Below are 16,437 nucleotides of genomic sequence, written 5' to 3'. Positions count from 1 at the left end.
CCGACCGGACGAGGCCCGAGTCAGCCAACGGCCGTGCCACGCACGGGCGTTACCCCTTACCGATCCCGCCCCGCAGCGACGACAGGACAAGGCGCCCGTACCGCGTCGTCAGGGCAGCCGCCGTGGCGGCCACCGACAGACCGAGCGCGATGAGGAGATGCGCCACGGACTGGTCGTCGAGCACCTGCAGAATGCCGAGGGCGGTGCCGAGCGGCAGACCGAGAATGGTGAGAAGGCCCAGCGCACCGCTGATCTGCTGACTTTCCTGAGTCTGTACGAGCCTGCTGTAGTCGCCCGCTTCGGCGAGGATCTCGTTGAAGCGGGCGGGGAGCCGGTGCTGGTTCTGGAAGGCGAGCAGCAGCTCGTTCGCCGGGCCGTGGGCGGTGAGGTGCTGTCGCCAGTACGTGCTGCGAAAGACGGCGATGCTCCGCTCCAGCGTGGCGACGCGCCGCGTGAGCCGTGAGGAGTCGAACACCCCGGAGAGCTCGTCGGTGAGCTCGTCGATGTGATCGCGCTGGAGAACGCCGAGGAGCAGCGCGTCGAGATAGACGGTACGGGAGTGAAGGGCGCCGAACTCGAAGAAGTCACCCTGACCGGTGTCGGGCCGATGACCGAGAAAGGCAGCCCCCTGCCGAAGCACCAGGGCGCTCCAGTCCGCCGAGATGCGCACCGCGTCCTTGAGCTGTTCGTGGGCGGTCTCCGGCGCGAGCGGAAAGTCCTCCGGAGTGGAGCGCGACGCCAGTTGCCACAGCCACCGGTCGGCGTCGGCGGGCAGTTCCCTCTCCGGACCCGTACGCAGGGCCGGGGTGTGGTGTGCCGTCGGAGTCATGAAGGCGATCGTGTAGGGCCGCGAGATCGCGAACGGTACGCCGGAGGCCCTGACATCCGCGACACCGGCCAGAAGCACGGCCGGGTCGAACGGCCCGGCGAGCGGTTCCTCACCACCGGCCGGCCGCCGCCCGGCCACAGCCCGGAGCACGGGCAGCAACGGCCTCTCCACGCTGAAGTGCAGGACTCCGAGCGCGTGGTCGGGGTTGCGGCCGGTGGCGGCATGGAGAAGTTCCATGCCGAGCAGGTGCAGGCCGTCGTGTTTGACGTCCGTCGGCAGGTGCCAGCGCCGGGGCCGCCCAGGCGCCCCGTACAGGACCCGGGCAGACGCGGGCGCGAAGTAGGTCGACCGCGTCTCGGTGTCGGTACGGCGGCTGCCCAGCTCGAACGGGAAAGGACCTTCGGCCCAGCCGGGAACGCGCGTGAGCTGCACGGGCAGCACGACGGTCAACTCCTGACGCACCCCGGTGACCGTATCGAGGAGCGGAACACCGTCGTCGGTCATCGGTAGTACTCGGCTGGGTCGGGCTGGGTGAGCCGGATCACGAACTCGGCCCGGTCGGGGCTTTCGGCACTGATGTGGAAACGCACGTGTTCCCCCGCCCGGATGGTCCGGAATCCTTCGGTCACGATCTGCCGGTAGTCGAAGCTGTAGTACCGCTCGTCCTCGTCGTCCCGAATGATGTAGGAGCTGAGTACACCGGTCGGGCCCCCGCCGCTCAGCCGGGTGTCGACGATGGTCCCGTACCGCGGCAGACCGCCGCTCATGTCGTCCTCTCCTCTGTTCCACTGGTGTCTGCCGCGCCACCGGTGTCGACGTCTCGCACGCACCGGAAGCCGACCGCGTTGCTTGCGCCGTTCTTTCTGTAGACCCCCTTGGTGCTGGTCTGCACCGCGCGCATCGGGTTGTCGTAGCTGCCACCGCAGATGACGGCCTCACCGGGGTCGGCCAGGCTGCTGGAGGTCCATTCCCAGCAGTTGCCCACCATGTCGAGCACACCGAACGGGGAACGGTTGCCCGGCCGCTCTTCGACAGATGTCACCCCGGCTCGGCGAAGGGCGTCGCCCGCGAAGTCCCGGTACCACGCCTGGTACGTCACGACGGGTCGGCCGACCCATGAGTCGGCGCAGTTGATACGCGCCCCATCAGGCGCGTCACCCCATGGGAACAGCCGACCGTCGGTGCCTCGCGCGGCAGCCTCCCACTCGAGAGCGGTCGGGAGCCGCTTGCCTTCGAAGGCGGCGAAGGCGTACGCGCTCCACCAGCTGACACAGACGGCCGGGTGGGCGTCGTAGCGCGGATTCTCGTAGTGGTCGGGCTGCCGCAGCCGGTTGTTCCAGGGGTGGTGTGTGATGTCGGCGGGCTGGTCCGGGTGGTCCCACCGCGAGGTGCCGTCCGCTTCCAGGGCGTCGAGGAAGCGGCGGTAGCGTGCGACGGTCACGACGTGGCGGTCGAAGCGCACGGGCCGCGGGACACGGCGGATCAGCAGCCGTTCGGCCGGACCGACCAGGTATGCCCCGCTGGGCAGCACACAGTCGTCGGTCTGCGGCCGGTTGGGCATTCCGGCCAGGAAGGCGCGCACCTGCTCGGTGAGGAAAGCACCGCCGGGAAGGCTCGCTGCCTCGTCTCGGTGTGCCGGGTCGGTGAGATACCGGGCGGCCAGCAGTTCCTGGTACGCACTGTGTACGAAAGCGACGTGATCAGGCCCGGCGGGGCGCAGCAGCGGTTCAAGGACGCAGGCGTCGAGATCGAGGCGCCCGTCCGTGAAGGCGTCGGCCCCCAACTGCCGGAGCAGGTCGAGGAGGGAGAAGACGGTTCGGTCGGTGAGGAAAGCGCGCCCGAACGCGGCGGGCAGCAGCCGTTCGAGGTCGGGCCGTCCCCGCTCGGCCAGCGTCCGCGTGATGTGCGCGCCGAGGATGTCCGCGAGCGGCTGCCCGGACGGAAGGTCCAGCGCTGCGGTGAGACGCTTCTCCAGCGGGGTGGCTTCGGGCTCGGCCAGACGTACGACGTGGAAGTGCGGAACGCGCGACGGGTCGAGGCCGTTCGCGTACATCTGCTCGACCAGTTGCTCGGAGCGGCCGGCGCCGCTGTCCAACAGCTGACGTACCTGGGGCGAGTCCGCGAGGAAGGACACCCGTGAACTCATGACCACCGCGGATTCGGCGGACAGGACGGCTGCGAGATCGGTGAAGAGCCGCAGGAAGCCCGCAGGGCTTGGCTCCTCGACGCCTTCGTCGACGGCGTCGAGCACGCACAGCGCGGTCCCGGACCGGATCAGGTAGAGGAAGAGGTCGAAGGCGCGGGAGCGGTCCGACGGCGTCATGGCCGGCGCCAGGAGACGGGCGGCGTACTCCGAGAAGGGTTCGTCCTTGGGCTTGAGCCCGAGGTCGAAGTAGAAGCGAAAGCGGCGGATCCCGGCGTCGGCCGCGAGTGAGCGCAGGAGCGTGCTCTTTCCGCTTCCGGGACGCCCGGTGACCAGCACGTTCGCGCTGCTTCGCGCAAGCTGCGCCAGCAGTTCCGCCGCGTCCCCGGACCGTGCCACCCACGACTCGCCGGTGCGCTGGTCGGTGGTCAGGGTCACCGCGGCGACGGTGGCCCGGGGCTCGGTCGGCGCGGCTGTGGGGGCGAGACGGGCGAGGTGGCTGTCGAGGTCGATGATGGTGTCGAGGAAGCCGTCGTACCGCACGATGCGGAAGTCCTCGCCCAGCAGCTGATGGAGGGGGTTGGAAGCCGCTCCGCCACCACGGTCGTCGCTGTCACCGTCGTCGTCCAGGACGACGAACCGGGTGAGCTTGGGGAGCTGGGTACGCAACAGTTCGCCGTCGTTGGAGGCGAGGACCGTACTCAGGTCGTCGGCGTCCTGGGAGAGCATCAGCTCCACGTATTCGAGTCGCACCCCCGACTCGCGGCAGAACAACTGGTACACGGTGTCCCGGCTGAGGACGAACCGCTTGGCCTGCCGGTAGCCGAGCGTGAGATACAGCCCCGCGAGGAACTCGCAGCGGTGCGCCACCTCGGGAGCCATGTCCGGCTCGCCGCCGAGCAGCGCGACGCTGCCGGTGTCGGTGAACCAGACCAGTACGTCGACGAGCCTGCGTACCGCCAGCAGTCCGTCCTCGTCGCTGATGTCGTACCCGTCGTGCGTGGACCGGTTGCGGAGCCGTCGGATGTCCTCCAGGGCGTCCAGGACCGTGCTGCTGCGGATGTACGGTCGGCAGCGCTTGACGAGGTCGTTCAAGGCCTTCGTCGAAGGATCGCCCTCGATGTCGTGGTGGCGCCACAACTCCTTGAGCAATTTCTCGGCCAGCTTGCCGACCAACGCGACGGCGTTCTCCGGGTAACCGTCGTTCAGGGACCGTAACGGCCGCGCCAGATCGAGCCCCAGCCGATCGGCGATCCGCGAGTGGTCGTCGAGCTCCCTCCGCAAGCGCCGCAGTCGTTCGTCGACCACGGTGCTCACGCGTCATCCCCTCGTAGCTGTCCACGTCGCTGCCCCAGCACGAACGCGAAGCGGTCGGGAAACACCAGGACGGGCTCCGGATGAGCGTCCCGCATCTCCTCGATGCCCTTCTCGATCTCGCTGTCGCTGAAGGTGGACAGCAGCGACATGTATCGGCCGCGCACCATGGCGAAGTACTTGTCCCGGTCGATGCGCAGCTCGTGCTCGACGTGGGTGAGCCCGGCTTCGAGCCCGGCCGCGCGCAAGTGCCTCTCGATGTGCACAGGGTCCGGCTGCAGCTCTTCGAAGCGGTCGAGGGCCGCCTGGAACAGCGGGTACTGGATCGTGGCCGGGAGCATCACCACCAGCAGTCGCCCTCCGGGCGCGAGCCGGTCGGCCAGACCCCGAAGCGTCCCGGCCTGATCGGCCACATGATGCACCGACTCCTTGAGCCACATCGCGTCGAGCCGCTCGTACGGAAGATCGGCACGTCCTTCGGCGATGTCCTCGGCGGACGCGACGATCGGCGTCAGGGCGGAGGGTGGCGGGTCGCCGAGCTGGCGGAGCATCGCCTCCGACGGATCGACGCACAGGATCGGCTGATGTGGCTGAAGTTGCCCGGCGACTTCCTTCGCGAACAGGCCCGTCCCGGAGCCGATGTCTGCGATCCGGTCCGCGGGGCTGAGCCGCAGTGCCTCAGCGATCCGCGCGGACATCCAGGGAATGTAGTCCGGACCGTAGACCCAGTGCTCGTCGTACTCGGCCGCCAACTCGTCGTAATGCCCCCGCACGTCGCCGCGCCGCTCCACGATTCTCCTCGCGTCTCGACTTCACTGGTCTCGCTGCCTGTTGTGCCGCACAGGACCGTTGTGCAGGCTATCGCGGGTTTCTGCACTACAACAGGGCACCATCGGGCGGGGGTTGGGGTGCAGTCCCCGCCTTGAACGTGGACCCAGTGCCGGGCGTTGGCCTGCCCGCAAGGGGCCTCGCACAGAGGACTCGCATAACGGGCAACGTGCCATTGCTCCGGGTGTCAGCTCGACTTTCTCGCTGTGGTCGTCGGCTGCGTAGAGCACCAGTGCCCCTCGGCCCCGCCCAGGAGATCTGGCATGGTCGGCTTTGCAGGGCAGAAGCAATCCCAGGCTCATCAACGTCAACTCACACGCTGTGACAAGGAAGCCTACGACGCGCGACTGACAGCGAGTCCCGACGCAGGAGCGGACGGCTCTTGGGCTGGCTTTGCCGACTCGGTGGACCAGGGCCCCACTCGGTGGCTTGTCCGTGCCAACAGATAGGTTCCCAGGGCGACTTCGTACGGCGGACAGGGGGAGCGTTGGATCTTCGGCATCAGACCGCGAACTTCGTCAACGCGTCATGGTCTCTGGTGGATCTGCGGGATCTGATCTTCGACATGGTGAGTGTGCTCTCCATCGAACTCGCCGAGCAGGCGGGCATGGCAGGCGACGACGACGCGGGTCGTGCCTTCGCGACTGTGTACAAGGCTGCGGTGAAGACGGTCTACGAGTCGGCCGGGCACGCGCACCAGGCCATGGCCAGCGGCGCGAGTGCCCTTCTGAAGAGCGCCGAGGACTTCCTGAAGCAGGAGAACAAGATCGCAGCCGAGCTGCTGGGACAGAGCATGGCTCCGGGCATCGGGTCCCAGCCGTCCCGTCCGGACTGCAACCAGCGAGCCAGCCATCACGCCGAAGACCTGCCGGAGGTCGTCGGGGAGACCAGCTGGACCGATCAGTACCTGCTCAGTCAGCGCTTCCGCGGTCAGCAGACCAAGCTGCGCAACGTCGCCAAGAGCTGGCGCGCAGCGGCCGGCATCGTGAGCGACGCGTACTGGGACTCCGATGCCGCATGGCAGACGGCCACGCTCGATCAGGTCGGGGAGACCGCCGACGCGGTCCAGGGCTGGTTCAAGGTGTTCATCGGAAAGAAGGTTCCGCCGGACGAGGTTGGCGACGACGACACGCTCATCGCGAACCTGTACGCCGCCTGCAAGATGCTCGCCAATGCCTGCGACGCCTACGCTGACCATATCGAGACCGCGCTGAAACGTATCCCCGAGGAATCGGACCCGTTGTTCGGCGAGCCCCTGTGGGGCTGGGAGGAACCATTCTTCGGCGGGAACGGCCACGACGGCGGCCTGCACGAGCTGGTCGCGGGCGACATGCGTATTTCGAGCCTCGGCAACATTCCCCACGCTCTGGACCAGTCCAAGGCCCAGGTGAAGATCCCACAGCCCGACGAGGGGGGAGGGCTCTTCCCATCCCTTCCGCCGGTCTTCCCGCCACTCATCCGCACACCCTTGATTGTTCCGGTGGCCTACCGCCCTGCCAACGGCCCACGAGTCCAGCCGATCCCGCCGCCGACGCCTCCGGACCCGCGCTTCCCGCTCCTGACCAGCAGCGAACAGACCAACTTCCAGACCTGGCTGAACTCCCTGCGCGAGGGCGACATCTCCGGCGGCAAACCCGCCGAGGTCGCCTATCAGCGGCGGGTCGCGGGCTATCCCGAGTACGAGGTGCCGATACCCCAGGGGCTGAGTAAGAACAGCACCCTCATGGTCGACGGCTTCCGCGACGCCGACGGCATGGCCATCGAGGCCAAGTACGTCAACGACGAGAAGAAGTGCTACCGCACCCTGGACGAACTGCGCACGAGCCACAACACCGGCAAGAAGGACTTCCTCTACGGCCCGGACCGCAACGAACTGCAGAAGTATGCCGCCGCGCTGAAGGACCCCAGGAACACGGAGATGCGGGGCGTGGAGACCGTCACGAACAACCAGGACTCGGTGGCCTACTGGCGCGTGATGATGGCCGCCTACGGGGTCAAGGGATACGCCCGCTACGAACCCTGATCCGTGCCCGGCACGCCCTGCCCCGCGTGCTCATGTACCTCAGTACCTCATGTACGTCGAGCAAGGAGCAATGCACTGTGGAACGGTCCGAGCTGGAAGAGCTGGAGACCCTGTACATCTTCACCCCCGCCCCCGGCGACACCTGGGGCCTGACCTTCACCCGGCTCAAGCAGCTCCTGCTCGAACTCGACCCGGAGGCGTTCTTCCGGGTCGAGGACCCCCGGGAAGAAGTCCCAGGCGGCGGCCCGTTCATGTTCTTCGAGGCCGCCCTCGGCGACGACGACATCGAAGGCATGGCCAAGCGTGAACCGGAAGGCGTCGCCGTCCAGAATTGCACTGCCGGTCGGGCGGCCGAGTTCGTGCGGTGGCTGCTGTGTTCTGGGGCCGTCCCGAAGGGGCACATCATCACTTTCAACACGGCATGGGGCGCGGAGAGCGAACTGCCGGACGCCGTGGTGCCCGATGTCTCCGAGTCCGAGCTCGTGGAAGTGTTCCTCGCCCACGTCGTCCAGACCGGCGGACTGGACTGAAGCCCGCCCCTCTGTACGCCAGGCGCCTCGCCGCACCCTTCTGGCCCGGCGATCTGGCACTGCTGCTGCCGTGGAAGAACCCGGAAGACGCCGCCCGGCACGCGGCCCGTCGGATCACCGGCCTTTGGTCACGATCGCACCCGGAATCCTCGGGGACCTCGCGTCGGCGGTGAAAGTCCCTCTCGCGGTCACAACAGCGAACATCTCCGGGGACGCCGGCCCGGACGACCCCGGCCCGGCCATCACCCTCGACCAGGTCCACGCCTTCCTGGTCGCCTTCGGCTTGCCTGGAGGCCGAAGTCATCGTGGGCGGCGGGGCGGGCCCGCCGGCGAACCACATGACGATTGTCGACTGCTGCACCCCGGAGGCGAGGTTGGTGCCCGCCTGCTTCAGGAAGGCGAACAGGCGCCGTACCGCTCGGGACCGTGTTGTGGCTGGGGGCGTCCCGCCCGCGATGGGGGATACGAGCGGGACTCTCCTCCACTGCCGCCGAAGGGGAGCCTGAACCTGCCCGGCGACGCCAAACGACCGTACAGAGACCTCGGAGTTGTGCCTCAACGAAATTGCGGAGAATTGCGGAACATCAACCGAGGGCGTCCATCGACGACGTCGCCTTCCCCATCTTCGCTGCTGGATCCGACTGGCGGTTGCCGCCAGTGTCTCGGCGACGGGCACTTCCCGCCGCACCGCTGCTACGGTCGCCTGCATGACGCTCTCGGTCCCCGCCGGTCAGACTGTTGATCTACGAGCACAGCCCGTTGACGAGGTCCTTGATCGCGTCGAGCGGTCTCTGCAAGTGCGCTTGCTCCCGGACACGGTGGTGCGCAAACGTCGATCTGTGGGGGCCAGGACGGACCGCGACACCTGGGTGCGGATCGAGCGGCGCTTGCTCGACAAGATTCCCGATCAGGGGTGGAACGGCACCGAATGTGCCGCGCGTCTGGGAGGCATCGCCCAGCCCGAATGGCACGGATGCGTGGTCTGGCGGCACGCGGACGGTCCGGTGATGTGGCGGGCCGACGAAACTGAGCTCCTGCCGGGAGCCCCCGTCGGGACGGCCGTGTTGAGTGTGGCCCCGGACCTGCCGGACGAGTGGTGGCAGGCGTTGAACGCCTCGCTGGACGCGCTGGCGGCTCAGGACACGAGGCGCGTCGCCACACCAGACACCGTCACCATCACCCAGGCCCTCGTCACCAAGTCCATCCGCGGTGTCTTCTCCGGCGACTTCGATACGACCGTCGAGCGTTGGGTTCCGGCCCACGCGGACCTGAACTGGGCGAACATGACCGCGCCGACGTTCAGCCTCTTCGACTGGGAGGACTGGGGCAACGCACCGCTGGGACTGGACTCCGCCTCACTCTGGGCGAGCTCCCTCGCTGTCCCGGCTCTGGCCGCTCGCGTATGGCACGAGCGCCGGTCCGACTTCGAGAGCCGGGACGGCAAGTTGATGACGCTGTTCGTCTGCTCGAAGATCCTCGGACCGTACGCGCACCCCGAGGACCCCCGGCTGGTGCCCGCGCGGCGCATGGCCGAGCAGGTCATCAAGGAATTGGGGCTTGATTGAGTTGGCTCATGCATGCGGGAACGCGTGAGGCTGACCGATTCGGAGGCCAGGGGATAACGCTCACGCCGTCCTCGCGTATGTCGCGTCCAGGTACTGCTTCACCGGACCCGCCAGCTCCTTGTAGAACGGCGTGCGATCGGCGGCCTGGAGCACCTGGGCGCAGACGGTCAGCTCTGCGACACGTGCGGCGGGGGTGTCGAGGACGTGGGCGAAGGTCTGGCGGACGCGGGCGGCCGTGGCGGGGGTGTGGAGGGAGTAGAGGTAGAGCTGGGCGGCATCGAAGCCGACCGGAGCCAGCCCCCAGCCTTCCCAGTCGAGGATGGTGAGGTCGGGGCCGCCGAGGTTCGACCAGTGGAAATCGCCGTGCGCGGTGGACCATTCGATCTCACCGACATCACGCCCGGTGTATTCGGGGACGGCTCGGCGGATGTACTCCTCGCGTACGGCGATGCGTTCGGTGGGGGCTTCGGCAAGGGAGTCGAGCGCGGTTCGCAGCTCCACCCACCAAGCCGCGGGGAGCGCCGGATCGTGTTCGAGGACCGGCGAGCGGGAGAAGACAGAGGCGTCCGCGTACTGATACAGCTCCGCCCGGTACGCCCAGTCGGCGGTCTGCCAGTCGCGGACGTGGTGGAGGGCGGGACGGGGGATCTCGACCGGGAGCACCTCCTGGGCGGTCTTCGGGCCTTCCCAGAGCTTCCCGTGCGCCTTGCCGGGGTGCTCCGCGACGAGGCGCAGCCAGCCGGTGCCCTGCGCGCTGGTCACAGCGCCGGAGAGGGTCCGGGCGGCGTAGCCCCAGACGGGCTCCTGCGCGAGGTCGGTCAGAGCGAGAGCGGCGCACGCGAAAGCCCTGGCGGTACGCATGCGCTGGGCGGTGGCGTCGTCAGGCGCCGAGAACATCGATCACCTCGTGCAGGATCTTGTCCGGGAGCGGAGGCAGAGCGAGGACGCGCCGGGCGGCCTCCCAGTGTTGCGCACGCTCGGACCCCAGGATGACGTGTTTCACCCCTGGGGCGGACGCGGTGACACGCAGCGCGGCCTCGGCCGGGGTGGTGCCTGGGTCGATGAGCTGGGCGAGTTCGTCGGTGACGATGGTGGGGAGTTCACCGCCATGCAGAGGCGCGGAAACGAACGTATCCAGGCCGGCTGCGGTCGCCTCGATGAGAGGGCCGGTGCCGTCGAGGGCCTGCGCGACCGGCTTGAGCATCACCAGCGAGACGGGAAACTGGACGGCGGTCAGATGATGATCGGGACCTCCGCAGCGGCTGGCGATGTCGAGTAGGTCAGCGACAGTGAACGCGCCTGCGAAGCCGGTCCAGGTGGCGACGCCGTAGCCTCCGATCCGTTCGGCGCGGGCCTCGACTTCGAGAGCGGTGAAGGCGCTGATGATGGCGTCGTGCGGGCGGGCGGCTCGTTCGGGGTTGTGGATGAAGACGATGTCCGGCGTACGGCCCAACGCTGCGGCGTTGCGGCGACTCTGCCAGGCAACGTAGCGGTCGGTGAGACAGTGACCCGAAGCGGCCTCAGCTGACGTGAGGACTCCGGCCTCCCCGGCGGCCGTAGCAACGTCGGGGGTGAAGAAGCCGACCTTCGTCGACACCCGCAGACCCGGATTCCCGGTCAGCACGGACTGGAGCTGGGTCTGGGCGCGGCCGTGGTGGTAGTTGGGGGCGGTGTCGATCCAGGATGCCCCGCAGGCGACCGCGTGGACGACCGCCCGTGGGATGTCCTGGCACCGGTACGTTCCCAGCGCGAGGTCTGGGCTCACGGCTCGCTCACCACAGCGACGTTCGCGTTGACCAGTTCCGTGATGAGCCCTGTGACCTGTCCGATGGCGAGACCGCTCGTCTCCGCGAGCCACCCCAACGGCACCGAGGAGCCGTCGAGGAGCGGGGACAGCACAGCGCGTACGGGCGGCGCGAATGTCCACTCTTCGCCGCCGGCGACGAGCGTGACCTGGCCCTGATCGCTGTCGGGGAGTTGGGCTCGGGCGGTGGTGAGCCGGACCACCAAGTCGTCGCGCGCTGGTACAGCGTCGAGGAACGGCAGTGACGGCATGGGGCGGCCGGGTTCGATGCCGTCCCGCGCGGTGAGGAAGTCTCCGATCGAACCGTCGTGGAGGGCGTCCGTGACCTCCTTGCGGAGGAGTTCGAGGTAGGCGGCTTGCTCCTGTGGCGGTGCGAAGACGGGCAGGTGCGCGCGCACGGTTTCCGAGGTCCGCAACCGCTCCGAGAGCCAGCCCAGCAGATCCGCACCGGTCGTGGTCTGCAGTCCGCACGTCAGATGCAGGGAGCGACCCTCGGTGGCCGCCACCGCGTGCCACCAGCCCCGGGGCAGGTACAGCATGTCGCCGGCGCGCAGGACGACTTCTTCGATGGGTTCGTCTGCCGGAGGCTCCGGGGCTTCGGTGTCACGGTGGAGCGGGTTGAGCCGGGTGGGCCCGTACAGACGCCACCGCTTGGCCCCTTCGAGTTGGACCACGATGACGTCGTGATCGTCCCAGTGGGTGCCGAAGCCCTCCGTCGCGGTCCAGGAGGCGTACACGTTGATCTGGACCCGGCCCCGAAAGACCCCTTCGAGGGCCTGCGCCAGGCGTTCGGCAGGCTGGTGGAGTTCATCCACGGCGTCCAGGACCAGCGAGGCTCCGTCGTGGAGTTGGCCGTGCAGCCGCGAGGGTTGGATGCGCTGCCACACCACGTTTCTGCGGGTGGTGACAGCGGTGGCGTAGCGCTGCCACGGGATGAGTTCCCCGTCGCGGTGCAAGCGGAGACGAGGCGGTTCAAGGCGTCCCCGGCCGATGACGGTGTTGAGGTCGTCCCACGTCAGGACGGATGAGAAGTCGGCGACGCCGCGCCAGATCCGGTGAGTGCGGCCGAAGGCCCCGGTGGGAAAGTCCCCACCGAGGCTTTCGACCACCTTCGAGAAGGCGGTCATTTCTGTCGGCTCCGCTCAGTCGTTGGTGTCGGAGACACCGGTCGAGCCGCCGTCGGACGGCTGCTCGGCGCGTGAGCGGGCGGCGGCGATGGACTTCCGGGAGATGATCAACCTGTCCTCGACGGGCTGCATGACGACGTTCTCGGGCATCGTGCACTCCTGTTCTCTCGGTTTGCTCCCGCTCAGTCGGCGCGAGCGGTCTTGAGCAGATTGGTTGGGTCGCTTCCTGACAGTGGATCCGGGCGTGGCCTCGTCCATCACCATCCAGGCGTACGACGCCGGTTCGACCAGCAGCCGGTCGGTGACCAGACGCATGGCCCAGGGTGCCCGAGCGGTAACCATCGGCGATGTCACAGCAACTCCCCTCGACTCCGAGCGTTGGCCTCACGCACCCGGTGACGCAGCAGAGCGTCGCCGTCGACCGGCGCTGTCACGGGGGAGTGCGGGGCGAGGTCGCTTCCTTCTGCGCCGACGACCAGCGGATCATCGGGGTCCTTGAACACTCGAAGGCGTCCGTCATCTCCGAAGAGCTCCATTGCTTTGGCAAGGCTCGCTCTCGCCTTACTTGTCATGATTGGCCGCCTCTCGATCCCGTGTCGTGTCGTAGATGAACTCGCCTACGTCGGCAGCTGTGCTCATGTGGCCCTACTCGGCGTGGAGTGCGTTTCTGCGGACGGTGGCTCTCCGACACGCACACGGCAGTCGGTCGGATCGGGCCGTCCGCTGCGAGGGCTGCCTGTATCTGGCGGACGAGGCTGCTTGTTCCGCGTAGTCGCTCGAATCCGCCTCGTCCCCTGTGTGATTCACCCTAGGGTTGTCCCGTAACTGCTGGTCACGGGTGAGATGATCTTGGTGTGGCTGGTGTGATCACGGCGTCGGAGCCGTCTTGGATAGCCCCGTTCACCGGGCTGAGTCCGCGTCAGTTCAGCAAGCTGATCACCGCCTTGCGGCGGGAGGGCGCGGATCCGGTCCGTAAGGGCCGGCCCTGGAGCCTGCCGCTGGAGGACCGGGTCCTGCTGGTCGCCGCGTACTGGCGCACGAACCTCACCCTGCGCCAGCTCGCCCTGTTGTTCGGGGTATCGAAGTCGGCGGCCGACCGCATCGTCGACCGCCTCGGGCCGTCGCTCGCGCTCCAGCAGCGCAAACGGTTCCGCAAGGACACCGTGCTGATCGTGGACGGAACCCTGGTGCCGACCCGCGACCACAGCATCGCCGAGCAGTCGAAGACATCTCATGTCGCTGGCAGGTCAAGTAAGGGCTCAGGCAGCAAGGTCCAGGGCCGCTGCGAAGGCCCGATCGGGGTCGTAAAGCGTGCGGCGCCGTAGGCAGTGGTAGAGGCAGCCGAGAAGCTTGTTGAACAGGTTTCTGAGAGCTGCGGTGTGGCGTTCTCCGCCAGCTCGTCGTCGGTCATAGTGGGCGCGTGGAGCCTGGGTGCGGAGGGCCGCGAAGGCCCACATGTGCCCGGCCGAGGCCAGTCGTTGGTTCTTGACGGTTCGGGCCACGACGACGTGGCTGCGGCCCGAGGCCCGTGTAATGGGGGCCGCGCCGGCGTATGCCTTCATGGCTCGGGCGTCCGCGAAACGTTCGCGGTCATCTCCGATCTCGGCGAGGACGCGTGCTCCGGACAGTACGGACAGACCCGGGAAGCTCGTGATGATGTCGGCATCCGGATGCGCGAGGAATGCCTTCTCCGTTGCTGCTGCGAGTTGGGCGACGCTGATGCAAGCGGCGTCGACCTGCCGGATGAGCGCCGTTGCTTGGTGTCCCAAGGCCTGTTCGACCTGGGGCAACTGGCGGAGGTGGTCCGCGCGGAAGATGTCCCGAAGCCGCTCGACCTCGGCTTCGATTCCGCAGCGTGGGCGCTCGCCGCGCTTGAGGAGTGCGCGCAGCTGGCTGCGGGTGAGTCTGGCGGCGTCGGCTGGCGTCGGTGCGGCAGCCAGGATCAGGCGGGCGCGTGGCGAGTCGAGTCCGGGTTTTCCGGGGCCGTGGAAGGCCGTGAGGGCGGCCGGATAGTACTCGCGCAGGTGCGAGCGGAGCCGATTGATCATCTGCTGCCGGTCCCAGATCGCGTCCTGGTGAGCACGGGCCAGGACAGCGACGGCCTGTCCGGCTTCGCTGTCATCGGGCAGGGGCCGGTGGGCGTGCCGGTCGGTCCGCAGGATGTTGGCCAGGACCCGGGCGTCGGCTGCGTCGGACTTGGCTCGGGAGACGCTGGCGCGATCGCGATAGCGGGCGGCGGCCAGGGGGTTGATCGCGTAGATCTGGCGGCCGGTTGCCCGCAAGGAGGCGACAAGGAGGCCGCGCGGGGTCTCGATGGCGACCGGGATCGGATCCTCCGCAGTGTCACCGTGCCGGGTCAGTAGTTCCATCAGCGCATGGAAACCAGCGCTGTCGTCACTGATGCGCAGCTTGGCCACCTGGGCGCCGTTTTGGTCGACCAGGGCTATGTCGTGGTGCCCTTCCGCCCAGTCGATGCCGCAGAAGATCGCGCTCAACCTTGTACCTCCATTTCAACCTGCAGATCGGTCCTGTGCGGAGCACGCGGCGCTCTAATAGAAGTGCTCAAGGCACGCCATCTCATGAGCCGTTCGTGTCTCCAGCGACCGGCAGGGACCTCGGTCTGCTGGAGAGCTCTGGGGCTCGCGAACTGCTGAGAGGTCGGCCCCTGTCGGCGGGCTGGGGACATGAAACCGGTGGGTTCTGGGCTTCTGCCGGGCGGGACCGGTCTTTGACGAGAGATCAAGGTCCCGGAACTACCGAAGGTCTCCGCCCGGCAGGGCGCGGGCGAGGCAGGGCCGGTCTGAGCACGGGGATCCAGTCCCAGAACGGCAGCCTTCTGCCTCGCCTGGCGGCCCTTGCGCTCACGCGCTCGGGCTCACCGATGACCTATTAGAACTACCGGTACTCCACCAACCACCAGGTCGTCATCGACGCCGACACCCGGCTCGTCGTCGCCGTCGGCCGGCTACTGCCGGGCAACCGCGACGATTGCAAGGCGTGGGAACTGTCCGGCGCAAAGGACGCCGTCGGAAAGACGACCGTGATCGTGGACGGCGGCTACCGGGGCACCGGCCTGGTCATCCCGCACCGCCGCGAACGCGGCCAGGCCGAACTCCCGGCCTGGCAGGAAGAGCACAACGCCTCCCACCGCAAGGTCCGCGCCCGCGTCGAGCACGTATTCGCCCGGATGAAGAGCTGGAAGATCCTGCGCGACTGCCGCCTGAAAGGCGACGGCGTCCACCACGCCATGCTCGGTATCGCCCGCCTGCACAACCTCACCCTCGCCGAGTGACGGGAAACGAGCAGGTCAACCAGCATGCCGTAGATCATTTACGGGACAGCCCTTAGGAATCGGTCAAGCACGACCTCAACGAATATGCCAGAACTTGCCAGGAGTCACCCGAGCGAGTCGATTGCCGAGGTGATCAGCTCGCGGGCCTCGGATCCGTGGACAGCCAGCTCCGAGAGTGCCGCGAAGGCCTGCGCGTACAGGTTGATTTCGTGAGACTGCGTGACGGTCAGGTGTGCTGAGACCAACTCCACGTTGGCCACCTCGGCGTCGTACAGGAAGAAGCCCTCCACAGGCCAGATGCCCGACCGATCGGCGGTCAGCGGAATGATTCCGAGAGACACTGAGGGGAGGGAGGCAGCGGTGAGCAGATGGCCGAGTTGCCCTGCCATGACCTCGGGTCCGCCGATGCGGTAGCGCAGGGCGGCTTCCTCCAGCACGATTGCGAAACTGTGGTCGCCCTCATGGACGACGTGCTGCTTGGCGATGCGGACACGTACCGCTTCTTCCACGTCGTCGATCAACTGCCTACGATCACGGATCGACCTCAGAAGAGCCTCGATGTAGGGGGCTGTCTGAACGGGGCCCGGGATGAGCCATGACGAGTAGATACGGAAGCGACGTGTGCGTTCCCACAGGGGCAGCACCGACTCCTGAGCACGCCGCAGTCCGGAGCGCTCCATGCGTCGCCACTCCACGTACATGCCGTCGATGCCGCGCGCTGTCGTGACGAGGTCCGCGGCAAGGTATGGCACGCCACAGTGCAGCGCCCATGCCCGGAGATCCGCCTCGGAGGGGCTCCGGGCACCGCTCTCGTATCGGGAGCACTTGGATTCATGCCAACCCGCGAGCGCGGCCAACGCCCGCGCGGTCAGTCCGGCGTCGAGCCGGATTTCGCGCAGGCGTTGGCCGAGAGCCCTGCGGGCTTCCTGGACGCTGGAGGAAGGGGACGACATCGTGTCAGTGCTGAACTCTTGACGTGCCG

Annotated in this window: 14 protein-coding genes and 2 pseudogenes; 5 read left to right on the top strand and 11 right to left on the bottom strand. The window is 67.8% G+C overall.

Going from position 1 to position 16,437, the window contains the following annotated elements; genetic code table 11:
- Positions 1-49: 49 nt before the first annotated feature.
- Genes STRIP9103_RS16765 through STRIP9103_RS16750 form a run of 4 tightly spaced genes read right to left on the bottom strand, consistent with a single transcriptional unit; the run spans position 50 to position 5,077 of the window.
- The gene (locus STRIP9103_RS16765) at positions 50-1,333 is read right to left on the bottom strand and encodes a hypothetical protein (RefSeq protein ID WP_009313254.1); all 1,284 of its coding nucleotides are present in this window, start codon (positions 1,331-1,333) and stop codon (positions 50-52) included.
- Complete coding sequence (locus STRIP9103_RS16760) at positions 1,330-1,596, bottom strand: hypothetical protein (RefSeq protein WP_009313259.1); 267 nt, start codon at positions 1,594-1,596, stop codon at positions 1,330-1,332. The genes STRIP9103_RS16765 and STRIP9103_RS16760 overlap by 4 nt, the downstream gene beginning before the upstream one ends.
- Positions 1,593-4,289, bottom strand: coding sequence for an SUMF1/EgtB/PvdO family nonheme iron enzyme (locus tag STRIP9103_RS16755; protein WP_048820416.1), 2,697 nt, complete (start codon positions 4,287-4,289; stop codon positions 1,593-1,595). The genes STRIP9103_RS16760 and STRIP9103_RS16755 overlap by 4 nt, the downstream gene beginning before the upstream one ends.
- A complete protein-coding gene (locus tag STRIP9103_RS16750; RefSeq protein ID WP_009313246.1) occupies positions 4,286-5,077 on the bottom strand; it encodes a class I SAM-dependent methyltransferase in 792 nt (263 codons plus the stop codon). The genes STRIP9103_RS16755 and STRIP9103_RS16750 overlap by 4 nt, the downstream gene beginning before the upstream one ends.
- Before the next feature lie 524 nt (positions 5,078-5,601).
- Between STRIP9103_RS16750 and STRIP9103_RS51530 the strand changes: the two genes are divergently transcribed.
- The 3 genes from STRIP9103_RS51530 (at position 5,602) to STRIP9103_RS16735 (ending at position 9,232) form a co-directional block, all read left to right on the top strand.
- On the top strand, positions 5,602-7,137 hold the full coding sequence (locus STRIP9103_RS51530) for a restriction endonuclease fold toxin-2 domain-containing protein (protein WP_234022220.1): 1,536 nt from the start codon (positions 5,602-5,604) through the stop codon (positions 7,135-7,137).
- Between the two features lie 77 nt (positions 7,138-7,214).
- Positions 7,215-7,667 carry a hypothetical protein gene (locus STRIP9103_RS16740; protein ID WP_009313234.1) on the top strand — a complete coding sequence of 151 codons (453 nt, stop codon included), beginning with the start codon at positions 7,215-7,217 and terminating at the stop codon, positions 7,665-7,667.
- A gap of 707 nt (positions 7,668-8,374) precedes the next feature.
- Entirely contained in the window at positions 8,375-9,232 is an 858-nt protein-coding gene (locus STRIP9103_RS16735; protein ID WP_009313258.1) for a hypothetical protein, read from the top strand.
- Positions 9,233-9,292: 60 nt separating this feature from the next.
- Here the strand turns inward: STRIP9103_RS16735 and STRIP9103_RS16730 are convergent, their stop codons facing one another.
- The 5 genes from STRIP9103_RS16730 to STRIP9103_RS49930 form a co-directional block, all read right to left on the bottom strand.
- Positions 9,293-10,129: a hypothetical protein gene (locus STRIP9103_RS16730; protein WP_009313226.1), complete on the bottom strand. Its 837-nt coding sequence runs from the start codon at positions 10,127-10,129 to the stop codon at positions 9,293-9,295.
- The gene (locus STRIP9103_RS16725) at positions 10,113-10,997 is read right to left on the bottom strand and encodes an aldo/keto reductase (protein WP_009313257.1); all 885 of its coding nucleotides are present in this window, start codon (positions 10,995-10,997) and stop codon (positions 10,113-10,115) included. Before STRIP9103_RS16725 ends, STRIP9103_RS16730 begins: the two co-directional genes overlap by 17 nt.
- On the bottom strand, positions 10,994-12,163 hold the full coding sequence (locus tag STRIP9103_RS16720) for a cupin domain-containing protein (protein WP_009313273.1): 1,170 nt from the start codon (positions 12,161-12,163) through the stop codon (positions 10,994-10,996). Before STRIP9103_RS16720 ends, STRIP9103_RS16725 begins: the two co-directional genes overlap by 4 nt.
- A gap of 15 nt (positions 12,164-12,178) precedes the next feature.
- Entirely contained in the window at positions 12,179-12,313 is a 135-nt protein-coding gene (locus tag STRIP9103_RS52780; RefSeq protein WP_267950628.1) for a hypothetical protein, read from the bottom strand.
- Positions 12,314-12,513: 200 nt separating this feature from the next.
- The gene (locus STRIP9103_RS49930; protein WP_158696883.1) at positions 12,514-12,699 is read right to left on the bottom strand and encodes a hypothetical protein; all 186 of its coding nucleotides are present in this window, start codon (positions 12,697-12,699) and stop codon (positions 12,514-12,516) included.
- Between the two features lie 318 nt (positions 12,700-13,017).
- Here STRIP9103_RS49930 and STRIP9103_RS16715 point away from each other — a divergent pair.
- Positions 13,018-13,389: pseudogene (locus STRIP9103_RS16715) on the top strand (transposase family protein); the annotation flags it as partial.
- Positions 13,390-13,422: 33 nt separating this feature from the next.
- On the opposite strand, the gene STRIP9103_RS16710 reads toward STRIP9103_RS16715, so the two are convergent.
- The gene (locus STRIP9103_RS16710; protein WP_009313242.1) at positions 13,423-14,658 is read right to left on the bottom strand and encodes an IS110 family RNA-guided transposase; all 1,236 of its coding nucleotides are present in this window, start codon (positions 14,656-14,658) and stop codon (positions 13,423-13,425) included.
- 398 nt (positions 14,659-15,056) lie between these two features.
- Between STRIP9103_RS16710 and STRIP9103_RS16705 the strand changes: the two are divergent.
- Positions 15,057-15,455, top strand: a pseudogene (locus STRIP9103_RS16705) (transposase); the annotation flags it as partial.
- A gap of 104 nt (positions 15,456-15,559) precedes the next feature.
- On the opposite strand, the gene STRIP9103_RS16700 reads toward STRIP9103_RS16705, so the two are convergent.
- Positions 15,560-16,408: a DUF5753 domain-containing protein gene (locus tag STRIP9103_RS16700; RefSeq protein WP_009313276.1), complete on the bottom strand. Its 849-nt coding sequence runs from the start codon at positions 16,406-16,408 to the stop codon at positions 15,560-15,562.
- Between the last annotated feature and the right edge of the window lie 29 nt (positions 16,409-16,437).

This window comes from Streptomyces ipomoeae 91-03, assembly GCF_000317595.1.
Lineage (GTDB): Bacteria > Actinomycetota > Actinomycetes > Streptomycetales > Streptomycetaceae > Streptomyces > Streptomyces ipomoeae.
Note: the sequence above shows the minus strand (reverse complement) of the source record. Positions and strands in the feature narration are given on the sequence as shown.